The organism is Arthrobacter sp. Y3221159, assembly GCF_059089885.1.
On record NZ_JBNHFC010000022.1, the window covers coordinates 1 to 20,859 of the forward strand.

Below are 20,859 nucleotides of genomic sequence, written 5' to 3' on the forward strand. Positions count from 1 at the left end.
GGTTGGGAGACGGTGCGCCCTGCGGCCGCCGCGGCTCCCGCGGCGGCCGCGACCGCCGTCGTGGTGATGACGGCGACGGCGAGTGTCCCGGCCAGCCAACGGAGGCGCGACGCCGGAACGGCCAGGAGCAGCTCGGCCCGCCCCTCGGCTTCTTCCGCCCTCAGCCGCAGCACCGCCTGGATTCCCGCGGCGGCCGCCAGTACTCCGACAATGCCGAGCATGGCCGTGGTGAACAGGTCCACCATGGCCGACTCCCCCGGAACCAGGCGGCCCATCAGTTCCATCAGCGCACGGTTGCCAGCCAGCGCATCCTCGACCACCGGGCCCAGTCCGCCGGCCACTGACCCCATCACGGCCGCGGTGAAGCACCAGCTGGCCACACTTCCGCGCTGCAGCCTCCATGCGAGCCCGGGCATCGACACTAAGTCCGGGCGGGCGTGCTCCGGGCCCGACTCGTTGGCCGCGATATAGCTGGCACCCAGGTCCCGCTCCCGGCGGAGCACCACGGCCGCCGCCCCCAGAATCAAGGCGGCACTGGCCAGGACCAGCAGCGGCAGCGGATCGGCCTCCGTAAAGGGCCGGATGCGCTGCCCCCAGCCGACCGGCGACAGAAGGGAAGGCCAGGCGGGGGTGACCTGCAGGGTTGAGAGATCGGCGGTGCCGAGGGCGTCTCCGGCGCCCCGGACCATATAGGCGGCACCTACCAGCGCTGCACCAGTTCCGTTGGCAGTGCGGGCGGACGGCATCACCTGGGCCACCAGCGCCGCGGCGCCAACGAAGAACAGTCCGACGGCACCCACAGCCGCCCCCGCCAGGAAGGAACCCTCAACCGGCAGGCCAGCCCCTGCGAAACCACCGGCCACGGCCAGGGCGAGGACCACGTTGGCGCAGGTTCCAAGCAGCAGCGTGGCTTGCAGCGGCGCAGCCCGGGTCATGCCCGTGGAGCCGAGGAGTTCGAGGCGGCCCTGGTCCTCATCCGCCCGAGTGTGCCTGACCACCAGGAACGTGCCCATCAGCCCCGCCAGAACCGCGGTGAAGGAATAGCCCTGGAAGAACGTGACCGCGCCGGAGCTGATGCCGTCCGGGAGGCCGCGCAGGAACAGGAAAGCCGGACTGGCGGCGGCCACGGCAACCAGGGCGGCCCGCTCATTGTCCGCCGCGAACTGGATGATGATGGCTGTGGCTGCGGCATACCCCAGCCCGGCAATGCCCACGATCCACGCGGCAAGGATTGCCCAGTCACGCCGTGCCTGGAGCAGTGCCAGGCGCAGGACGGCGCCCATCAGAGCACCTGGCCCTGCTGGGCCTGGCCCTGCTGGGCCTGGCCCTGCCGGGCCTGGATCTGCGGCACGGGCGGCTGGTCGCTGTAATGCCGCAGGAACAGCTCTTCCAACGACGGCGGCGCGGCCGTGATGCCGGTGACGCCCGCCGACGCGAGCGCGTCCAGCACGGCACCAAGGTGGGCGGCGTCGGCGTCGAACTCGATGACGTCCCCGTCTGTCCGCACGTCGTGGAAGCCCTGCAGGGCCGCCAGCACGTCCGGTTGCACGGCCGCGGTAGCTCGGAAGCGGGTTCGGGTCAGGTGCCGTAGTTCGGCCAGGGTCCCCGACTCCACCGCGGTCCCGGACCGGATGATGGTCACCCGGTCACACAGCTGTTCCACTTCCGCCAGGATGTGGCTGGACAGCAGCACCGTGGCCCCCTCGCCGGTGACCCGCCGGACATGCCGGCGGAAGACGGCGTCCATCACCGGGTCCAGGCCCGAACTTGGCTCATCCAGCAGGTACAGCCTGGCGCGGCGGGAAAACGCGGCGATCAGTGCTGCCTTTTGCCTGTTCCCTTTGGAATAGGTGCGGGCCTTCCGCCGCGGATCGAAGTCGAATTCCTCGATCAGCTGCCGGCGCAGGGCTTCGTCGGCCCCGCCGCGGAGCCCGGCCAGCAAGTCTATGACCTCGCCGCCGGACAAGTTGGGCCAGAGCGTCACGTCTCCGGGAACGTAGGCGACGTCCTGGTGCGCCCGGACCGGTTCGGCCCAGGGGTCGATCCCGAAAACCCTGGCGGTTCCGGAGCTGGGCTTGATCAGCCCCAGGAGGATTCGGAGGGTGGTGGACTTTCCGGCGCCGTTGGGCCCGAGGAAGCCGTGGACCTCGCCGGGCAGGACAGTCAGGTCCAGGCCTGCCAGCGCGGTGGTCCGCCCGAAGTTCTTCACAAGTCCGGAGGTGTGGACAACGGGGGTTGAATCTGTGTGCATGGCGGTTCCGTTCGTGGTCTCGCAGCTCACGCCCCAGGCGGCTGCCAGGTACGTGCCGCAGGCGTGCAGGTCTGCGGGCCGACCAGGCTTCCCGGCTCTCCGGTCCACATCATACAAGCGGCAGATGTGCCGCGGTAGAGGCCTTCGCAGCTGCCTCGAGACCCCCTGCTGCAGGGGGCGATGCGCCTAGAGTGGATGCAGACGGAAGGCGGCAACCATGACCGAATACACGGCAACCGGCCTGGCCGGGACCGTCCTGGGCGGGCGCTACAGGGTGGACGAAGTGCTGGGCCACGGCGGGATGGGGAGCGTATACCGGGGGACCGACCAGGTTCTGGACCGGCCGGTGGCGCTGAAGATTTTCCGCGAGGACATCACCGACGCCAACGAGCTCGCGAGGCAGCAGTCGGAGGCCCGGATGCTGGCGCAGCTGAACCACCATGGCCTCGTCACGCTCTTCGACACCGGCACGCTGGTCCGCGGGCAGCGCGAAGTGCCGTTCCTGGTCATGGAACTGGTGCAGGGAACAGACCTCCACCGGCAGCTGGCGGACGGGCCGTTGGCCGGTAATGACGCCGCGCGGCTGGGAGCCGAACTGGCCGAGGCACTGCACTACATCCACCAGCGCGGCGTGGTGCACCGGGACGTGAAGCCTGCCAACATCCTCCTCACCCGCTACGCGGCCGACGCCCCGCTCCGCCCCAAGCTTGCCGATTTCGGCATCGCGCGGATGCTCGACGGCGTCCGGGTCACCGCAACCAACATGGTCCCCGGAACGGCTGCCTACCTGAGTCCGGAGCAGGCAAGGGGCGACGCGGTGGGGCCGCCGGCTGATATCTATTCGCTGGGCCTTGTCCTGCTGGAAGCACTCACTGGGAGCGTGGCATTTCCCGGGCCGCCCATGGAAGCCGCCGTCGCCCGGCTCTCCCGCGGCCCGCGCATCCCCGACGGTCTGGGGCCGCAGTGGACGTCGCTGCTCACGGCCATGACGTCGAGGAACCCGCAGGACCGGCCCGCTGCGGCGGATGTGGCGGCAACGATGGGCGCCGCAGCCGGTTGGGCGCTTCCCGCCGAAGGGGCGAAGGGTTCGCCAGCCGCGGAGACATCGTTTCCGGCAACCCGTGTCCTGGACGCGGGCGCTGCCCTGCCGCAGCCGGCCAGCCCGGCAGCGGCTGCCCGGCTTCCCCTTCTGCCGGAACACCAGGCAACCAATGCCACCTCCTGGCAGCCTGCCCCGCAGATGCCGTCCCACGCGCCGGCCTCCGCCGGGGAAAAGCCGGCCCGCCAGGCGGGGCCCTCGCGGCGCCAGTGGCGGAAGCCTGCTGTCTTGCGCGGCAGCCGGTTGTGGATCCTGGCCGCGGCGGCCGCCGTCGTCGTGGTCCTCGCCGTGGTGTTGCTGACGTCAATCCGGCAGCCGGGGCCAGGCCCGGCGGAAACTCCGGGCCCCACGATTCCGGGGCAGCTGGGCGAACACTTCAAGGAACTGGAAGAGAGCGTCACGCCATGAGGCACACCCCGGTCCGAAGATTCACGGCCCTGATCCTGGCCGCCTGCCTTGGCCTTTGGCTCCTGGCCGGATGTTCCGCCGGACCCGACCTGGACGGCGGGGTGGCCGAACAGCTGCAGCAGCGGGTAGCCGTGGCCAAGCAGCACGCGGCCCAGCAGGACTTTCCCGCGGCCCGGGCCGAGCTTCAGCAGCTGAGCCAGGACGTGGCGACGGCAGCCGGACAGGGCCGGATGTCCGAGCAGCGGAAGAGCCGGATCGAGGCCGCGATCAGTAGCATCCGCAATGATCTGGCGGCAGCCGCGGCTCCTGCCCCGCAGCCTTCCGCCCCGGCGACCCTGACCGAGGAGCAGCTGGAACAGGCGGAGGAGGCCAGGAAGGAAGCCGAGGAACAGCGGGAGAAGGCCCAGGAGGAAGCCGAGGAACTGCGCAAGGAAGCGGAAAAGAAGCTGGAAGAGGCGCAGAAGGAAGCCGAGAAAAAACGCGGCAACGGCTGATACCTGCGTTGGCCCCTGCCCTTCCAGCAACGTACTGCCCAGGTGGTACGGTGACGCCTATGCATTTGAAGGCCTACCAGCGCGGCCCCACGCCACCGCACCGGAGGCGAAAACCAAGCCTAATTCTTGCTGGCTACAGCCGCTCTGTCGCAGCCTTCCAGAACCAGCAGCTCTCCACCCTGCAAAAGCTCGTGCGGCGCCTGCTGCCTCGGCACCCTGCCCAGCTCATCGTCCTCGGGTTTGCGCTAGTTATCGCCGTTGGAACCGGGCTGTTGATGCTGCCGATCGCGAGGAACGGCGGCGGCGGCGCATCCTTCCTGGAGGCCCTGTTCACCGCGACGTCGGCCGTTTGCGTGACGGGACTGGTGACCGTGGACACCCCGGTGTTCTGGAGCGGCTTCGGGCAAGTGGTGATCCTGGCCCTGATCCAGGTGGGTGGTTTCGGCGTGATGTCCTTCGGCACCCTGCTGGGCGTCCTGACCGCCCGGCGGCTGGGCCTGCGCTCCAAAATGCTGGCCGCCGCGGAAACCAAGAGCGCCGGCTTCGGCGACGTCCGCCGGGTCCTGCTGGGTGTCTTCATCATCACCCTGCTCGTTGAGGTCACGCTGGCCCTGGTGCTGATGCTGCGGTTCCTGCTCAGCTACGGCTACTCCCCCGGCGAGGCACTGTGGCACGGGGTGTTCCACTCGATCTCCGCCTTCAACAATGCCGGGTTTGCGCTGTACTCGGACAATCTCATGGGGTTCGTGAGCGATCCCTGGGTATGCCTGCCCATTGCCGCGGCCGTGATCATCGGCGGCCTTGGGTTCCCCGTCCTGTTCGAACTGCGCCGCCAGTTCCGCCAGCCCGTCTTCTGGAGCATGCACACCAAGCTGGTATTGCTGGGCAGCGCTGTCCTCCTGGTTGGCGGCACGGTGTTCCTGACGGCCGCGGAGTGGACAAATTCCGCCACGCTGGGTGCGCTGCCTCCCGGTGAGCGGGTCCTGGGCGGGTTCTTCCAGTCCACAATCACCCGCACCGCGGGATTCAACAGCATTGACATCAGCCAGATGCACCCGGTGTCCTGGCTGGGCATGGACATCCTGATGTTCATTGGCGGCGGCCCGGCCGGGACGGCGGGCGGCCTCAAGATCACCACGTTCGCCGTCCTGTTCTTCATCATGGCCACCGAACTGCGCGGCGGCACGGCGGTGAACATCTTCGGCAAACGCCTCTCCCGGGCCGTCCACCGCCAGGCCATTACCGTGGTCCTGCTGGCCATCGCCCTCATCACGGCGTCCACGATGTTCCTGATGCTCATCACCGACTTCGGCCAGGAACGGATCCTCTTCGAGGTGGTCTCCGCCTTCGCCACGGTGGGGCTCTCCACCGGCATCACGGCGGGAATGCCCCCGGCAGGCCAGGTGGTGCTGATCTTGCTCATGTTCATCGGCCGCCTGGGTCCCGTCACGCTCGGCACCGCCCTGGCTCTCCGCAGCCGCCCCATCATGTACGAATACCCGAAGGAAAGGCCCCTCATTGGCTAAGGACATGTTTTCCCGGCGAGCAGGACGCGCCGCCCAGGCCGACTCCGTGGCAGTGATCGGGCTGGGCCGGTTCGGCGGGTCACTGGCGCTGGAGCTGGAAGCGCAGGGCACGGAGGTGCTGGGCATCGACAGCAACGAGGAGATCGTGCAGTCCTACAACGGCGTCCTCACGCACGTGGTCCGCGCCGACTCCACCAAGGAGGCTGTGCTGCGGCAGCTGTCAGTCCACGAGTTCGACAGGGTAGTGGTGGGCATCGGCACGGACCTTGAGGCCAGCATCCTGACCACCTCCCGGCTGCTCACCTTCAAGCATCCGCAGATCTGGGCCAAGGCCATCAGCGAACCGCACGCCGAAATCCTGGCCCAGCTCGGCGTCGAGAACGTGATCCGGCCCGAGCACGACATGGGGAAGCGGGTGGCGCACCTGGTCCGCGGCTCAATCCTGGACTACGTGGAATTCGAGGACGACTTCGTGATGATCCGCACCCAGCCGCCTCTGGTTGCCCGGGACCGGCCGCTCGGTGTCCTCGGCCTCCGCGACCAGTACGGGATCACCATCGTGGCCGTGAAGCGGCCCGGCGGGACCTGGACGCACACCACCGCCCAGACCGTCCTGTACGACGACGACCAGATCATTGTGCAGGGTCCCAAAAACCTGGCGGAGGGGTTCAGCCAGCAGGCCTAGGATCCACCCGCACCCGTTCCCACCGGGAGCAGTCGCGGCTACGATGAAGCCGTCCGCGCCCGCCTCCTGCCGGGGGCGGTGCGCGGATTCAGAGCCGGCACGAGAAAGGAAACCCGATGGCCGACACCCCAAACCCGATCCAGATCCAGAAGTTCCTCGGCGGCGTGGACTATCCCGCCAAGCGTGACGCCCTGCTGTCCAGGGCGAAGGACTCGGGCGCCGACAGCAACGTGATCCAGGCACTCGAAGCTATTCCGGACAAGGAATACGACAGCCCCACGGCCGTCAGCTCCGCAATCTCCGACAGCAACTCCTAAAGCGTCACCGGGCGGGGACAGGGCCTGTCGTACAGCGCCTGTCCCTGCCGGCCCGCCTAAGCTGGCAGCATGCCTGACCTTGCCGCCCTGGTGCCCACACTCGTGGCCCTCGCCCTCCTGGTGGCACTCACGGTGGGCGTCCTGTGGGGCTCGCGGACGCCGTCGTACGCTGCTCCCGCTGCCGCCATCCTCCGCGGGGCGGCCCAACTGGCGCTCATCAGCCTGGTCCTGGGCGGCATCATCACCGATCCCTTCTGGGTGGGGGCGGCGCTGCTGGTCATGTTCACCGTGGCCGCGGTGACGGCCACCCGCCGGCTGGCGTGGTCCTGGCACCGGTTCGCGGTGGTGTCCGCCACGATGGCGGCCGGTGTCCTGGTGACCCTCGGCGTGGTGTTCGGCACCGGAGCCATCGAATTCGCGCCGCGGTACGTCCTGGCCGTCGGCGGCATCGTGATCGGCAACTGCATGACCATCGCCGTCCTGGCCGGCCGCAGGTTCTATGAGGCGGTGCGGGAGCAGTGGGACGAGGTGGAGGGCTGGCTGGCGCTCGGCGCCGCGCCCGGCCGGGCCACGCTCCGGCAGGCCCGCGATTCCGTGCACGCAGCGCTGATCCCGTCGACTGACCAGACCAAAACCACCGGCCTGGTGACCCTGCCCGGCGCCTTTGTGGGCGCCATCTTCGGAGGCGCCTCACCCCTTGAGGCCGGCCGCTTCCAGGTGGTAGTGCTGGCGTCCATCCTGGCAGCCGGGTCGTTGACCGCCGTCGCGCTGATGCGATCCCTGCGCTCCCTGAAGGTGCGCCCGGAAGCGCTCGCCTAAGAACTCCTGCAGGGCCTGACCAGCCCGCCGAGGTCGGCGGCGGTGTCCAGGGGACGGGCCAGGATCTCGTCCAGCTCCCGTCCCCGGCCGGCGTCCTCATCGCCGCTCCCACCGGTCATTGCTGGACCTCCCGCCTGGAGCTTCCGTCCGATGAAGCGAGCAGGTACTGGCTGAACCATCCCGCGGCCAGTTCGGCAGCCCTGGCCAGGGTTCCGGGCTCCTCGAATAGATGGCTGGCTCCCGGCACGATTTCCAGCCGCGTGGTGGCCCGCATCAGGGACTGGGCCTCCCGGTTGAGGGCAAGCACCTGGGGATCGGAGCCGCCCACGATCAGCAGCGTGGGGGCACGCACGGCGGCGAGCCGCGTCCCGGCAAGGTCCGGCCGGCCGCCCCTGGACACCACGGCTGCTATCTCGGCGTCCGGTTCGGCGGCTGCCCACAGCGCGGCGCCGGCCCCCGTGCTCGCCCCGAAGTAGCCGATCCGGCCATGCCAGCCGTCCTGCCGCGATTCCACCCACCGGGTGGCAGAGCGGAGCCGCCGGGCCAGCAGGGCGATATCAAACACGTTGCTCCGGTCCACTTCCTCCGCCGGCGTGAGAAGGTCAAGCAGCAGCGTGCCCAGTCCGGCATCATGGAGGACTGACGCCACATACCGGTTGCGCGGACTGTGCCGGCTGCTTCCGCTGCCGTGGGCGAAAATGACCATGCCTTCACACCCGGGAGGCCGGTGGAGGCTGCCACTCAGCCGGACTGCGTTGGCCGGGATCTCGACTTCTTCCTCGGCCCCTTCACCCCGCACGAAGCCCTCCTGCCCTGATTCACCCTGCACCCTGCCCTCCTGCCCTGTATTTCCGCGGACCCTGCGAAGCCGGCGTTCGGCGTCGTCCAGCAACCGGACCACCTCTTCGTCCCCGGTGGCCGAGAAGTCGTCGTAGTAGTGGCCCACGGCCCGGAAGTTCCGCGGGGTAGCCAGGCAGACGACGTCGTCCGCTTCCGTCAGCAAGGGAATGGCACGGGCCGGGGCCACCGGCACAGCCAGGACCACCCGCGCCGCGCCAAGCTGACGGGCGATCTGGCAGGCGACCCGCGCCGTGGAACCGGTGGCGATTCCGTCGTCCACCACAACGGCCGTGCGACCGTGGAGGTCGGTGCGCGGCCGGCCCTGCCGGTACCGCGCAGTCCGGTCCTCCAACAGTCCGCGTTCCCCGCTTTCGACGCCGGCCAGGTCCTCGTCCGTGACGCGGGCCAGGGAGAGGACGCGCTCATCCAGGACCCGGGCGCCGCCCTCCCCGATGGCGCCCATGGCCACTTCCGGCTGGAACGGAACCCCCAGTTTCCGGACCATGACCACATCCAGCGGCGCGTCGAGGGCTTTTGCCACCTCGAACGCCACCGGAACTCCGCCGCGGGGCAATCCCAGCACCACCACGTCCCGGCCCCGCAGTCCGGCCAGGCGCTGCCCAAGCCGCCGGCCGGCGTCGGCCCTGTCAAGGAACTCGACCATTGCCGCGTCCTCCCGGGAAAAGCCTCCCTGCTAGTTAACCTCCCGCGGGCGGTCCGCCCGCAATTCCAGTCAACGCCCGGGCAGCACCGCCTTCTAGGGCAGAAAGACCCAAGTCTGCTGACGCCGCACCCGTTCCGCTCCAGAATTCCTAGGCGCCGCCCGCTGCGACCCCCACCGTGCAGTTGGCGGCGTCGTCCACCACGTCCTCGAGGTCGCCGGTGCGGTGCAGCACCTCGAGTTGCCGGACGGCGCCGGTGCCCACATGCAGCAGGTTGTCCGTCAGCTCCTCCACCCGCTGCAGGTCCCCAATGTCCTCCAGTGCAGGGCGGATATGGTTCAGCAGGGAATTGACGACGGCGAGCGCCGGCGCAGGCCTGCTGGTCACCGGATCCAGGAGTTCCCCGCGCAGTCCCCAGCGACTGGCCTTCCAGCCGGCCAGCCGCAGCAGCGCCGTGGGCACGGCCACCGGTTCGACGCCGGCCCGCCACTCCCGCGCGGCCGTTTCCACCAGTCCCCGGGAGATCCCGGCGAGCAGCACCGTGTTCTCCGGCCGCAGGCAGACATCGGCGAGCCGGACCTCCACCGTGGGGTAGTGCCGGGAGAGCCGGGCGTCGAAGTAGATCATGCCCTCGTCCAACGCGACGCCGGTGTCCACCATGTCATGCACCAGCTGGTAGTAGGCGTCCGGTGTCCGCAGGATTTCCAGCGGCCCGGCGGACGGCCAGCGGTTCCACACCTGCGACCGGTAGCTGGCGTAGCCGGTGTCCTGCCCGTGCCAGAAGGGCGAGTTTGCGCTGAGCGCGGTCAGCACCGGCAGCCAGTTCCGGATCCTGTCCAGCACCCCCACGCCCTCCTCCGGTGATTCGATCGAGACGTGGATGTGGCAGCCGCAGGTGAGCTGTTCCCGTGCGGTCAGCCCGTACTCCTCCGCCATGGCTGCGAAGCGCCGCAGCTTCACCGGGTGCGGGTCGCAGGGCAGCGGCGAGGTGCCCAGTGCGGCCACCCGCACCCCCACGTCCTCCCCCGCCTGGTGCGCGATGGCCCGGCCGGCCACGATGTCGGCCTCCAGGGCAGCCATGGTGGAATGCGGCGGGGTGACCACCTCGATCATTTCCTGCTGGAATTCGGCTGTCAGGACGGGACCGGCACTGGACTCGAGCGGCCGGACATACAGATCCAGGAGCGCCCCCGCCATCGGCACGGCGTCCCCGCTGCCCGGGTCCACCAGGAGCAGTTCCTCCTCCACACCGAAGGTCCTGACGTTCCCGCCGCTGCCCGTGCCCGGACCGCCGGTGCCGTTATTCGGAAAGGTGTCCATCGCCGTCGTCCTTTACTCGTTGCATCCTTGCAAGTTCGTCCCAGAAACAGGCCAGCGTCACGGCGCCGTTCTCCAGGACGTCCAGGCTGACGCTCTCGTCGCTGTCATGCCAGTGGTCCTCCACAAGCCCGGTTCCGAAAAACAGCACCGGCGCATGGAGCACGCGGGACAGAAGCTCGGCTGGCCCTCCGCCCGCGTTGCCCATCCTGCCTACGCTGCCGGACCCGAAGCCCCGCGCCATGGCCCGCTCCAGCGCGTGAACTGCGGGGTGGTCCGGGGTCCGGTACGGCTCCTGCGCCGTTTCAAGGTCCGGGGTCAGCCGGTGGTGGAAGGCGCCGCTGATGGTGGCGTCCACCCATTGCCGCAGCAGTTCGGCCACCTTCTCCACCCGCTGGCCGGGCACGGTGCGGAAGCTGAGGTCCGCGGCGGCGACGGCCGGCACGGCAGCGCGGGAGACTTCCCCGGGATCGCCGGCAACCAGGGAGGTGACCTCGACGGCGGGCCGCAGCCACAGCCGTTCCAGCACCGTGTAGCCCTCCTCCCCTGTAATGGCGCCGCTCTCGGAATGCGCGAGCCAGTCCTCGTCGCTGTACGGAAGGTCCGCAACAGCCTGCCGCAGGTCTGCTGGCAGCGGCTCCACGTCGTCGTAAAACCCCGGGATGGCGATCCGGCCGTCCTCGTCGTGCAGCTGCGCCAGCAGCCGGCTCAGTTCGAACACCGGATTCGGGGCGTTGCCTGAGACGGCTCCGCTGTGGACGTCGCGCTCGGGGCCGAACACCTCCAGCTGCGCGCTGAGCATTCCGCGCAGGCCCACGCACAGGGCGGGGTGGTCTTCGCGCCAGAGCAGGGTGTCGGAGAAAAGCACGACGTCGGCCTGGAACGTTTCCGTCTGTTCCTCCAGGAGCTTGGCCAGGTTCGGGGAGCCGCCTTCCTCCTCGCCCTCGACGAGGAATTTCAGGTTGACGGCGGGCACGGGACCTGCCTGTTGGGGGAAAGTGGGGTGAGCGTGCGTTTCGGTTTTTGCCGCCACAAGTGAGCGGGCGTTGGGGTTTTGGGCGCCGGAAGTGAGAGAGCGTTGGTGGAGGTGGGCGCGGACTCCCTCGAGGTGGGCCAGGACCTGGCCCTTGGCATCCGAGCTTCCCCGGCCGTACAGCCTGCCCTCGCGCACCGCCGGCTGGAACGGTGCCGTCTGGTTCCAGTTGTCCGGCTTCACGGCACGGACGTCGTGGTGGCTGTAGACCAGGACGGTAGGAGCGCCGGGGGCCGCACACCACTCCGCGTACACCGCGTGCGAGTCCCCCGTGGGTTGCACCTCGACAACAGGGAAGCCGATGTCCCGGAACGCGGCGGCCAGCCAGTTGGCCGAGCGGAGCAGGTCCTTGGTGTGCCCGGGTTCCCCCAATATTCCCGGGACTTGCACCCACTCGGCCAACTGACGCTTCAGGTCTGCCCGCCGGGAGTGGACATAGGCGTGCGGGTCCGCGCCGCCGTCGTCCGTTGAGGCAGCGGCGGCGGGGCTGTCCTGCCTGTCCATGCCCGCTCCTCAGGTCATAACCGCGGCTGCGCCGGGTTCGTGGGGTCACCGTGGGAGGGCGGGTTGACCGGCGGACCGGGCACCGATGTGGGCTGCTGCGCGGGCGCGGCACCTGGTGTCACTTCCGGGGTACTAGGCGCCTGTGGCCCGCTCGGCTCCGCACCCGCCTGCAGGTCCTGCAGCCTCTTCTCCAGGACTTGCAGGACAGGCAGCCGGTTCCCGTGCTCCTTCTCGTAGCCGATCAGCTGCGCCACGTCGGCTTCCGCCAAACCCGTGATGCGCGTGGGAAGCGTCCCCAAAGGCAGATGGTCGTAGTCCGGCAGGGCCAGGTCCTTGTGTTCAGGGACGCTTTGCCCGGGGACATTGTGCTCAGGAATGTCATTCATCTTGGCTTTTCTTCCAATCTCTTCGCTACCCGTATGCTGGCCAGTCCGCCGGCTGCAGCGGCGGACGGAAGTGATGACGGACTCTGCTTACCGCCGAAGAGAACAACATAATAAGCACCCTTATCAATCCGCGGAAAGGGTCAGCGCCTCCCGTTTTTCCGGGACGGGAAGGCCTCTGCGTGGCCGCCACAGGCCGGAAGGCTGGAAATTAGCGAACATTATTGGGTCTTTTTGATTGGTTCCGGCGGGCTTACGGTAGACGCACGAGGGCCGCCTATCCCGGGCGGCCGGCCAAGGAGGACTTTCCAATGACAACGCACGTCGCGGACTGCAGCGTAACGAACTGTTCCTTTAACGACCACACCAACTGCAACGCAGCCGCCATCACCGTGGGCGGCGCCGAAAACCACGCGCACTGCGCCACGTTCATTGAAACCGGAGTTCACGGCGGCCTTCCCAAGGTCCTGGCCGACGTCGGAGCCTGCCAGCGCAGCGAATGCATCCACAACGACCACCTGATGTGCAAGGCGCCTGAGGTGCACGTCGGCCCCGGCCGGGACAACGCCGACTGCCTGACGTACTCGCACGCGTAGCCAGCACACCTGAAGGATCCGGAGCACCCGGGACGGCAACGCCCCCGGGTGCTCCGTCGTGTCCGGGCGGGGATTTTCCCTCCCACGGGCACCCCCTGCCGTCCCGCCGTCGTACGCCAAGCCCTGTACTTCCCTCCCGATCACCGGTACATTCGGAACTGTGACGGGCGTCATGGCCCGCCCTCCCCGGCCCATCTGCACAGGCCCCGGGAGTAGCTGCTGCAGTCCAACGGCGGCGTATGATGCAGGAGCGGAAGGGCCCCATCGTGGCAGCCTCGCATTTCGAACAGTTCCTTGAAGAAGCAACCATCTTTGATCCTTCCAGCGATACGATGCTGGGCCCTGACTGCCTGTACGGCCTGTACATCAGCTGGGCAAACCTGCACGGATTCACTCCTAAATCGGATCAGGCCTTCCGGGCCGGGATGCACCGGTGCGGAGTGGACATCCACGATTCCCGGCTGCACATGACCGGCCCCGCCGCAGCGGACTACATCCTTTACAGCTACCCGGCCGTGGCTTGATGCCCACCCCTGCGAACGGCTACCGGGACGCACCGCAGTTCCGGCCCGGCCCGCTGGCATGCCGGCGGTGCGGCCATGACCACTACCTGGAGATCACCTCGATTGATGCGCTTCCCGCGGATTCTGCATCCCGTGCCGCCCTGGTAGAGGTGTCCTTCCGGTGCACCGGCTGCGGTATGCCTTTCACCCAGGCGGCTGACGTCACGGAGGTGGCACGGATCCTGAACCGGGCCGGCAGCACTCCCAACGTACTGGCGTTCGGGGGACATTACATCCACTGCGGACAGCCCATGCGGGCCGCCGGAGCGGAGGTCCGCAGCATCCACAGCACCTACAACGAGCGGCGGCTGCCTGAGACGCTGGGCGTGTACCTGGCCACCCGGGTGCTGCGCTGCGTGTGCGGTTTCCAGATGGAGATCCCGGACCAGAGCCTTTGAAGCCAGTGAAAGGCTGATCCATAAGGCGACGCCGGAACAGTGAGGGGAAATTGTGGGCTTCGACATGCATGAGCCGGAACAGCGCAGCCGACTCATGGAGGTTCTGCAGGCAGCCGACATCACCATCAGTGAACTGTGGCTGCAGTATTTTGGCATGACCGGTTCGGCCGGCGAGTACGAGGTCCAGGCCTACGTGGAAGGCATGCTGTCCCTGCCCGCCACCGAACGCGACCTGCTGGCGATGGCGGCAAACGAGATGGTGGCCGGGACCCCGTCACTGCACGCCCCCTACGCGGACGAGGTGTCTTGAGTTACCCCGCTGACAGCCCGGGGCCCGCCGGTGCCCTCAGGCATCAAAGTGAGTGTAGACCATCTCATTGCTGATGGATGCAAGTACGGCCGCAGCCACATCCCTCAGCTTGATGTTGCGGCTGCTCGACGCCTTCTTGAGGATGTCCATTGCAACCTCCTGGCTGCACCTGTTCTCGGCCATGATGACGCCGGCGGCGAGATCGATGGTGGTCCGGGATTTCATGGCCTCGGTGAGGTCGTTGCTGTTGTCAGTGAGTTGCGCGATCCGCAGTGCCAGGCGCAGGGACGTACTGGCATGCAGGGCGAAGTCCTCGGCCCGGCGGATGGCCTCGTCCGAGAACGCATGGCTTCCCTCGGCATAGAGGTTCAGCGCTGCCTTGGCCCCGCCCTCGGCGAGGAAAGGTACGGCGAGGACGGAGTTGATTTTGTCGTCGCCTATCGCCGCGACATAGTCCGGCCAGCGCCCGTCATTCACAAGGTCCGGGACGTGCACGGTGACGCCCTCCCGGATGGACGTCAAGCAGGGCCCGTCCTTGGATTGGTACTGCACCTCGTCCATTGCCCTTGCCCGGTCGTCGCTGCTGGCGACTGTGGTGGGCTTCTTGTGGCGCACGAGGGTAATTCCGCAGCTGACAACGGAGTCCGGGGCTGACAGGTCGTTGGCCGCGAAGACGGCAAGATCGTGCAGGAAGTCCTCCACCTGGGAACTGGCAAGCACAAACTCGCCCAGGCGGCCGTGTCCCGCATCCCACATCAGTTCTTCGGCCACGGCGGGCCCCATTCCTGGTAGTTCCTTGCACTCGCACCCTGCCCTGGCACAAGGCGCGAACCATGCTGCCCAAGAGAGGGAAAGAGAGAGCCTTTCCCCCAAGACTACGCCCGAAATCCACCCCCTCACCCCCCGAGTTTTTGTCCAGATATGGCGACTTCCGGACCACTGAAGTCGCCATATCTGGACAAAAACTCTTCTCGCTCCGCTTCACGCCCGCCTCCCGGGGCGGCACCCAGGCCGGCCCGCCGCCGTCGTGATTTCTGCGACCCACGGATTGAGATGCGCGTGGCCAGCTAGTCTTGGCGCTGCCTGCCGTTCCGGTACAAAAACCAGCCGACGGCGGCCAGCACCACGCTCAGGCCCAGGAACCCCAGGTCCCACGCAAGGGGCCCGCCCAGATCGTCACGGACATGGTGGATGCCGAGCAGCTGGTGGTTGACCAGGCCCTCCACCACGTTGAACACGCCCCAGCCGGCGAGGGCCAGCCCGGTGTGGAACCTCCAGCTCGGGGACAGGCGCCCCTGCCGCCGAGCCCGGATGGCCAACACGGCGGCGGCCACCACCAGCACCCACATGGCGCTGTGGAAGAACCCGTCCGCCAGCGTGTTCAGCTCCAGCCCGGCCACGGTTTTGGTGTTGCCGGGCTCGGTGTGGCTGAGCATGTGGTGCCACTGCAGCAGCTGGTGCAGCACGATTCCGTCCACGAAGCCGCCCACGCCCATCCCGAACACGAACGCGGGTGCCGCAGCCGCTGATGCGGTGCGCTGGACGGTGGTCTCTCGTGACATATCCCTGTTCCCCCTCGGTAAGGTGCCCTGTCCACCTAGTCCCTACCCCCCGTCGTACGCGCTAACCGGCGCGGACCTCCCAAAGTCCACCGCTGAAAGGACCTTGACCACCTGCACCGGAGATGGAAGCCTGTGAAGCACTGCGGTGGGACCTCGAGCCAAGGGGCGGCTCCTGCATGACGGGACCTTCCCACTGCCAGCCAACATTGAGGCGGCACCCTTGCGAGCAATGGTTTACCGCGGCCCATACAAAATCCGGGTCGAGGAAAAAGACATCCCCAAAGTCGAGCACCCCAACGATGCGATCGTGCGGGTCAGCACCGGCGCCATCTGCGGCTCCGACCTGCACCTCTATCACGGCATGATGCCGGACACGCGGGTGGGCATGACGTTCGGGCATGAGTTCGTGGGCGTGGTGCACGAAGTGGGTTCCTCGGTGCAGAACCTGACGGTGGGCGATCGCGTGATGGTCCCGTTCAACGTGTACTGCGGGTCCTGCTACTTCTGCTCCCGCGGGCTGTATTCAAACTGCCATAACGTGAACCCGAACGCGACGGCGGTGGGCGGCATCTACGGCTACTCCCACACCTGCGGCGGCTACGACGGCGGCCAGGCCGAGTTCGTGCGGGTCCCCTTTGCGGACGTGGGGCCCTCGAAGATTCCCGACTGGATGGACGAAGAGGACGCGGTCCTGCTCACCGACGCCCTGCCCACCGGCTACTTCGGCGCCCAACTGGGCGACATCGTCGAAGGCGACACGGTGGCGGTGTTCGGCGCCGGGCCCGTGGGTCTGTTCGCCGCCAAGTCCGCCTGGTTTATGGGCGCCGGCCGGGTGATCGTCATCGACCACCTGGAATACCGGCTGGAGAAGGCCCGGACCTTCGCGCACGCCGAGACGTACAACTTCGCGGAGTACGACGACATTGTGGTGCACCTGAAGAAAGCCACCGACTACCTGGGCGCCGACGTCGTGATTGATGCGGTGGGGGCCGAGGCGGACGGCAACTTCCTCCAGCACGTGACCGGCACCAAGCTGAAGCTGCAGGGCGGATCCCCCATTGCACTCAACTGGGCCATCGATTCCGTCCGCAAGGGCGGCACCGTGTCCGTGGTGGGCGCGTACGGGCCGATTTTCAGTGCTGTGAAATTCGGTGACGCCGTAAACAAGGGGCTGACCCTGCGGATGAACCAGTGCCCGGTGAAACGGCAGTGGCCGCGTTTGTTCGAGCACATCCGGAACGGGTACCTGAAGCCCAGCGACATCGTCACCCACCGCATCCCGCTGGAACACATCGCCGAGGGGTACCACATGTTCTCCGCCAAGCTCGATGACTGCATCAAGCCCCTCATCGTCGCCACCGCGTCCTGAATGCTGAAGGGAAGAGTCCATGTCTGAGACAGCAACGCCATATATTGCCGGAAACTCCGGCGCCAGGGAAACCGCGGACGCTTTGCGGGCACGCATTCCGGGCTGGGGAGCGGACCTAAACCCGGCGGACCGGCCGTCCTACCCCCGCGAACAGCCCGGCATCCAAACCGGGGCGCACTGGGACTTTCCGGAACGGCAGCCGGAGTCCTGGCCCCGGGAGCGGTCCATTGAGCATGCCATGCTCACGCCCGTGTTCGGGACTTCCACTCCTCCCAAGGGCGTCTCGGGTGCCATCCGGAAGTTTGCCTACCGGAAGTACAGCGAGGGCCGGGCCGCGCACTGGCTGCTGCTGATCGCCGCGGACCGGGTGGACGCCTGGGAGCACCACCTGAAGTCCCTGGCTTCCGCCCGGCCGGACAACCCCGTGACGGAAACGGGGGTGCTCAGCGAGTTCTCCCGGGACGGCCTGGGCTCCCGGTTGGGGAAGAAGCGGGCGGACGTGAACCACCAGTGGATCGATCCGCTATTGGTAGGCGGGCCCTGGGTGCTGGCCGGGCTGGGGGCCGCGGCCGCGGTGCGCGCGCTGACCCGCCGCCGCTAACCTCGCCGGCGCTTCTATGCTCGGCTGCCCACCTGAGGATGGCACGTCGGTTCATCCAAGGAGTGACGCTGTCGACGCCCGGACAGGAACGACGGCAACCCCTCCCGGCGGTCTTCCTTGCCGGCGGGGGGATTCTCGCATCCGGAACCTCGCGGCTGCGGGGCGGACCCGGCCTAGGTTTTTATCAGCCAACGCCGGATGATGAGTAGTTCGACGGCGGCGTCCAGCAGGTATATCTTGCTGATCCGACCTTTGGCCACGTAGATCAAGTCAATGGCTGCCAGTGTGGCAGCTGTCCCAACGCCAAGGCGCTTGGCTGTGATCACACCTTCTGCATGGGAGCTTGCACGGACTTGCTCCAGGCCAACGGTGATGAGCAGGCCTGAAACCGTTCGAACCAGCCACTTATCGGTTTTGGGTCCGCTAACCGCCTCGAAGCTGCGCATGTGCACCAGCGGCCACAGCCCGTTGATGACATTGAAGCTTCCTTGGAATCTAGCGATATCTGAAGAGCCCACTTCGATATTCCCTTCTGCTTGAATGAGGCTTTACTGCTGGAACGCGGCGCCGGAGACGGGCAGGTCGCCGCCTATGGGTCCTACCGGCCCGGAGTGCCCCGGGGTCCGCCTTCTGACACCCTGTCGGAACCGGGGGGTTGATGCACGGAAAGTTGCGAGGTGAGTCCGTTGAGCAGGATGTTGAGGCCTTGGTCCAGTTCGGCGTCGCCGTCGTAGTCGGCCAGGACCGGGCCCAGCGCCCGGAGGTGTGGGAACTGTTTTGGCGGCAGGCGATGCAGGCCCAAGCGCAGGAGCGCTTCGTTTTCTTCCGGGTCAACCACGAATTCCTGGAGTTCATTGAGGATGTGGCCGTAGAGAAAGCCGTAGTAGGCGCGGTACACGTGAAGGGCATCTGCGGGGGCGAAGCCCGCCCTTATGAGCAGCCCCAGGATTTGTTCGAGCGGGCGGATTGTCCCGAACGGGCGCAGGCCTAAAGGAGTGGAGAGTGGACGGGTAACCAACAGGGGCACGACGTTAGGATGTCGCAGGGCCAAGAGCCTCAGGTCGTGGGCGATCCGGCGCAACTGTTTCTGCCAGTCCGGGTCGTCGGGAAAGATCGCCAGTTCGTCCAACACGATTTCGGTGACCCCGTCCAGCAGGGCTGCCCGGTTGGCTGCGTGCCGGTAAAGACTCATCGGGTCGCACCCGAGTTCCTGGCCCAGCCGCCGCATGCTCAACGCGTCCAGGCCTTCGGAGTCCACCAGTTCTAGGGCTGTTCTGAGCACGATTTCCCTGCTTAGCCGCGCCTTCCGCGGCGCTGACCTTGTGGCGGGGTTCTTGGGGGAAGGCATGAAGGATCCGTCCTGCTGGTAGCGTCAGGCCCGCGCCCTTGGCGGGAAACGTAAGCTTGCTCACGAGCTCTTCTACGCCTACAGTCTACAGTGTAGAGAAGTTGTTGACATGGTTCCCCTGGATCTGGGTTTGCAAGGCCACTTGGCCGCTCTCTCCACATTGGGAGACCTATGAACGCGAAGATCCAGACCTGACAGCATCTTTCCGGCGTCCGCGCCCGGACCTCGAAGCGGCACCGATGCAAACAGTCGCTGCACCACGACAAAAACTCCTTCCTTTTGTTTCACCCTGCCGGAGACCTCACGATGATCCGGCAGTTCCGCTCAATGTCCCTGTGCAAGGCGTTGAGTTTGAGACCGCTGTAGCCGAACGGTGGACAACTGCACCTTGTTGAAAAGAGCCGTCATGGCACATTCACCATTTGACCAGTTCCTCCAGGAAGCCACCTACTGTGACCAGGAGTCCGAGACGACTCTTGACGGGGACTCCCTTTACGGCCTGTACACCAGCTGGTGCCTGATGTCCCACCAAACACCGCGTCCCGAAGAGACCTTCTGGGCAGCAATGCGACAGCGCGCAGGTTCTACTCAGCATCTTCGGATGAAGGGCCCTGCAGCGGCGGACTACATCCTCTCCAGCTACCAGGCCGTGGTGTAACCGGCTGTGACCATAGCCCCGAACAGTACGTGCCCCGCAATGAGAATCAGCCGCGGGCGATACGCCCTTGGTGCAACAGGGCAAAAGGACCCCGTTCACCGGGACAACGGATAGTTTCACTGCGGCGAGCCGACGGCATCGCCGGCGCCGCAGACAGAAACCACGATGCAGACATTCGCCATCCATAACCCCTCCGACCCGAGGGAGTCCCTTGCCGCCTGCCTCGCCACCACGGTCCTAGGCTGCCAATGCGGCTTCCAGATGGAACTGCCCCATTGCACTCGTTGAACCAGAATCAACATCATTCATCACCTGCCAGAAGTGAAGGTATATCGGTCATGACGGACATCAGCGACACCACTGCCCAGACAACAACTAACAATGAGGTCGAGGACCTCGATCTCACCCCCGAGGGCCTCTCCGACGCCCCCGCGCACCAGCAGGACCCTGAAAGCATCGTCCATACAGGAAACAGCTAGAACGCTCACCCCAGAAAGAGAAAAGATCCCATCATCGCCCACGAATCAGGTCATCTGCAGCCAGAACTGCTCATCGACCACCTCCAGGACCTCGTCCTAAATACCCAAGACGTGAAGGTGATGCTGGACGAACTGGCCGATTTCACCGCTCTCACACTGTCTGACCCTGCCATTGCCTTCTGCAGCATCACACTCATGCGGCAAAAGAAGCCACTGACAGTTGCCAGCAACCGTTGGTCCTGGCAGGCGAAGCGGAAGCGGGCCTGAACATGTACTCCACCCGCTCCCACGGATTTAGCGGGGAGGACATCGAAAACGTCCAGTCCTACGCCTATCACGCATCCAAAGCTCTCCTGCTGGCCGTGCGCATCAGTCAACTAACCGAATCCAAAAACCATCTGGCTGCAGCACTGGAATCACGGACCGTGATCGACCTGGCAGCCGGGGCAGTCATGGCCCAAAACCGCTGCAGCCAGGACGCGGCAATGAGAATCCTGAAGATAGCTTCCAGTACCCGCAACACCAAACTCCGTGACGTTGCAGCGTCAGTGATTGCATCCCTGGCCCAGGACCCGAAGATCCAGACGCACTTCGACGCTTAACCTGAATGCCGACAGCCCTGCTCCCAGACACGCGC

26 protein-coding genes are annotated in these 20,859 nt (G+C 66.9%); 15 read left to right on the plus strand and 11 right to left on the minus strand.

Going from position 1 to position 20,859, the window contains the following annotated elements; genetic code table 11:
- Positions 1 to 1,283, minus strand: a 1,283-nt coding sequence (locus AC5RT3_RS18035; RefSeq protein ID WP_494124839.1) for an ABC transporter permease, incomplete at its 3' end; no start/stop codon positions are given.
- Positions 1,283 to 2,251 carry an ABC transporter ATP-binding protein gene (locus AC5RT3_RS18040; protein ID WP_494124840.1) on the minus strand — a complete coding sequence of 323 codons (969 nt, stop codon included), beginning with the start codon at positions 2,249 to 2,251 and terminating at the stop codon, positions 1,283 to 1,285. The genes AC5RT3_RS18035 and AC5RT3_RS18040, both read right to left, overlap by 1 nt.
- A 217-nt stretch (positions 2,252 to 2,468) precedes the next feature.
- Here AC5RT3_RS18040 and AC5RT3_RS18045 point away from each other — a divergent pair, with 217 nt between their 5' ends.
- The 6 genes from AC5RT3_RS18045 to AC5RT3_RS18070 all read left to right on the plus strand — a co-directional run bounded on the left by AC5RT3_RS18045 (position 2,469) and on the right by AC5RT3_RS18070 (position 7,599).
- Positions 2,469 to 3,758, plus strand: a complete 1,290-nt coding sequence (locus AC5RT3_RS18045) for a serine/threonine-protein kinase (RefSeq protein WP_494124841.1) — start codon at positions 2,469 to 2,471, stop codon at positions 3,756 to 3,758.
- Complete coding sequence (locus AC5RT3_RS18050) at positions 3,755 to 4,252, plus strand: hypothetical protein (protein ID WP_494051268.1); 498 nt, start codon at positions 3,755 to 3,757, stop codon at positions 4,250 to 4,252. The genes AC5RT3_RS18045 and AC5RT3_RS18050 overlap by 4 nt, the downstream gene beginning before the upstream one ends.
- 59 nt (positions 4,253 to 4,311) lie before the next feature.
- Positions 4,312 to 5,778, plus strand: coding sequence for a TrkH family potassium uptake protein (locus tag AC5RT3_RS18055; RefSeq protein ID WP_494051269.1), 1,467 nt, complete (start codon positions 4,312 to 4,314; stop codon positions 5,776 to 5,778).
- 4 nt (positions 5,779 to 5,782) lie between these two features.
- A complete protein-coding gene (locus tag AC5RT3_RS18060) occupies positions 5,783 to 6,463 on the plus strand; it encodes a potassium channel family protein (protein ID WP_494010098.1) in 681 nt (226 codons plus the stop codon).
- A 116-nt stretch (positions 6,464 to 6,579) separates the two neighbouring features.
- Complete coding sequence (locus AC5RT3_RS18065; RefSeq protein ID WP_494010097.1) at positions 6,580 to 6,780, plus strand: DUF2795 domain-containing protein; 201 nt, start codon at positions 6,580 to 6,582, stop codon at positions 6,778 to 6,780.
- A 69-nt stretch (positions 6,781 to 6,849) separates the two neighbouring features.
- Complete coding sequence (locus tag AC5RT3_RS18070) at positions 6,850 to 7,599, plus strand: ABC transporter permease (protein ID WP_494124842.1); 750 nt, start codon at positions 6,850 to 6,852, stop codon at positions 7,597 to 7,599.
- On the opposite strand, the gene AC5RT3_RS18075 is transcribed toward AC5RT3_RS18070, so the two are convergent.
- From AC5RT3_RS18075 to AC5RT3_RS18095, 5 genes are all read right to left on the minus strand, one after another.
- Positions 7,596 to 7,718 carry a hypothetical protein gene (locus tag AC5RT3_RS18075; RefSeq protein ID WP_494124843.1) on the minus strand — a complete coding sequence of 41 codons (123 nt, stop codon included), beginning with the start codon at positions 7,716 to 7,718 and terminating at the stop codon, positions 7,596 to 7,598. The two genes, AC5RT3_RS18070 and AC5RT3_RS18075, sit on opposite strands and share 4 nt — an antisense overlap.
- Entirely contained in the window at positions 7,715 to 9,103 is a 1,389-nt protein-coding gene (locus AC5RT3_RS18080) for a phosphoribosyltransferase family protein (RefSeq protein ID WP_494051273.1), read from the minus strand. Before AC5RT3_RS18080 ends, AC5RT3_RS18075 begins: the two co-directional genes overlap by 4 nt.
- A gap of 148 nt (positions 9,104 to 9,251) precedes the next feature.
- Entirely contained in the window at positions 9,252 to 10,421 is a 1,170-nt protein-coding gene (locus tag AC5RT3_RS18085; RefSeq protein WP_494051274.1) for a carboxylate-amine ligase, read from the minus strand.
- Positions 10,402 to 11,955, minus strand: coding sequence for a M20/M25/M40 family metallo-hydrolase (locus AC5RT3_RS18090; RefSeq protein ID WP_494124844.1), 1,554 nt, complete (start codon positions 11,953 to 11,955; stop codon positions 10,402 to 10,404). The genes AC5RT3_RS18085 and AC5RT3_RS18090 overlap by 20 nt, the downstream gene beginning before the upstream one ends.
- A 14-nt stretch (positions 11,956 to 11,969) precedes the next feature.
- Positions 11,970 to 12,341: a DUF8129 domain-containing protein gene (locus AC5RT3_RS18095; RefSeq protein WP_494124845.1), complete on the minus strand. Its 372-nt coding sequence runs from the start codon at positions 12,339 to 12,341 to the stop codon at positions 11,970 to 11,972.
- Positions 12,342 to 12,649: 308 nt separating this feature from the next.
- Between AC5RT3_RS18095 and AC5RT3_RS18100 the strand changes: the two genes are divergently transcribed.
- From AC5RT3_RS18100 to AC5RT3_RS18115, 4 genes are all read left to right on the plus strand, one after another.
- Complete coding sequence (locus AC5RT3_RS18100) at positions 12,650 to 12,934, plus strand: DUF1540 domain-containing protein (RefSeq protein ID WP_494051277.1); 285 nt, start codon at positions 12,650 to 12,652, stop codon at positions 12,932 to 12,934.
- A gap of 266 nt (positions 12,935 to 13,200) precedes the next feature.
- Positions 13,201 to 13,458 carry a hypothetical protein gene (locus AC5RT3_RS18105; RefSeq protein WP_494051278.1) on the plus strand — a complete coding sequence of 86 codons (258 nt, stop codon included), beginning with the start codon at positions 13,201 to 13,203 and terminating at the stop codon, positions 13,456 to 13,458.
- Positions 13,458 to 13,895 (plus strand): hypothetical protein, encoded by a 438-nt coding sequence (locus tag AC5RT3_RS18110; RefSeq protein ID WP_494051279.1) that lies wholly within the window; start codon positions 13,458 to 13,460, stop codon positions 13,893 to 13,895. Before AC5RT3_RS18105 ends, AC5RT3_RS18110 begins: the two co-directional genes overlap by 1 nt.
- A 64-nt stretch (positions 13,896 to 13,959) precedes the next feature.
- Positions 13,960 to 14,205, plus strand: coding sequence for a hypothetical protein (locus AC5RT3_RS18115; protein WP_494124846.1), 246 nt, complete (start codon positions 13,960 to 13,962; stop codon positions 14,203 to 14,205).
- 36 nt (positions 14,206 to 14,241) lie between these two features.
- Here the strand turns inward: AC5RT3_RS18115 and AC5RT3_RS18120 are convergent, their stop codons facing one another.
- Both AC5RT3_RS18120 and AC5RT3_RS18125 read right to left on the minus strand, forming a co-directional pair.
- Positions 14,242 to 14,988, minus strand: coding sequence for a GAF and ANTAR domain-containing protein (locus AC5RT3_RS18120; RefSeq protein ID WP_494051281.1), 747 nt, complete (start codon positions 14,986 to 14,988; stop codon positions 14,242 to 14,244).
- 284 nt (positions 14,989 to 15,272) lie between these two features.
- A complete protein-coding gene (locus AC5RT3_RS18125) occupies positions 15,273 to 15,767 on the minus strand; it encodes a DUF2243 domain-containing protein (RefSeq protein WP_494051282.1) in 495 nt (164 codons plus the stop codon).
- A gap of 220 nt (positions 15,768 to 15,987) precedes the next feature.
- On the opposite strand from AC5RT3_RS18125, the gene AC5RT3_RS18130 reads away from it, so the two are divergent.
- On the plus strand, positions 15,988 to 17,136 hold the full coding sequence (locus AC5RT3_RS18130) for a zinc-dependent alcohol dehydrogenase (protein ID WP_494124847.1): 1,149 nt from the start codon (positions 15,988 to 15,990) through the stop codon (positions 17,134 to 17,136).
- 19 nt (positions 17,137 to 17,155) lie between these two features.
- Complete coding sequence (locus AC5RT3_RS18135) at positions 17,156 to 17,737, plus strand: hypothetical protein (protein ID WP_494051284.1); 582 nt, start codon at positions 17,156 to 17,158, stop codon at positions 17,735 to 17,737.
- A 173-nt stretch (positions 17,738 to 17,910) separates the two neighbouring features.
- On the opposite strand, the gene AC5RT3_RS18140 is transcribed toward AC5RT3_RS18135, so the two are convergent.
- Together AC5RT3_RS18140 and AC5RT3_RS18145 are read right to left on the minus strand one after the other, a co-directional pair.
- Positions 17,911 to 18,255: a hypothetical protein gene (locus AC5RT3_RS18140; RefSeq protein ID WP_494051285.1), complete on the minus strand. Its 345-nt coding sequence runs from the start codon at positions 18,253 to 18,255 to the stop codon at positions 17,911 to 17,913.
- 80 nt (positions 18,256 to 18,335) lie between these two features.
- Positions 18,336 to 19,085 (minus strand): TetR/AcrR family transcriptional regulator C-terminal domain-containing protein, encoded by a 750-nt coding sequence (locus AC5RT3_RS18145; RefSeq protein WP_494051286.1) that lies wholly within the window; start codon positions 19,083 to 19,085, stop codon positions 18,336 to 18,338.
- Positions 19,086 to 19,491: 406 nt separating this feature from the next.
- On the opposite strand from AC5RT3_RS18145, the gene AC5RT3_RS18150 reads away from it, so the two are divergent.
- The 3 genes from AC5RT3_RS18150 to AC5RT3_RS18160 all read left to right on the plus strand — a co-directional run bounded on the left by AC5RT3_RS18150 (position 19,492) and on the right by AC5RT3_RS18160 (position 20,824).
- Positions 19,492 to 19,743: a hypothetical protein gene (locus AC5RT3_RS18150; protein WP_494010074.1), complete on the plus strand. Its 252-nt coding sequence runs from the start codon at positions 19,492 to 19,494 to the stop codon at positions 19,741 to 19,743.
- 338 nt (positions 19,744 to 20,081) lie between these two features.
- On the plus strand, positions 20,082 to 20,222 hold the full coding sequence (locus AC5RT3_RS18155; protein WP_494010073.1) for a hypothetical protein: 141 nt from the start codon (positions 20,082 to 20,084) through the stop codon (positions 20,220 to 20,222).
- A gap of 233 nt (positions 20,223 to 20,455) precedes the next feature.
- Positions 20,456 to 20,824, plus strand: coding sequence for an ANTAR domain-containing protein (locus tag AC5RT3_RS18160; protein WP_494124848.1), 369 nt, complete (start codon positions 20,456 to 20,458; stop codon positions 20,822 to 20,824).
- The last annotated feature ends 35 nt before the right edge of the window (positions 20,825 to 20,859 follow it).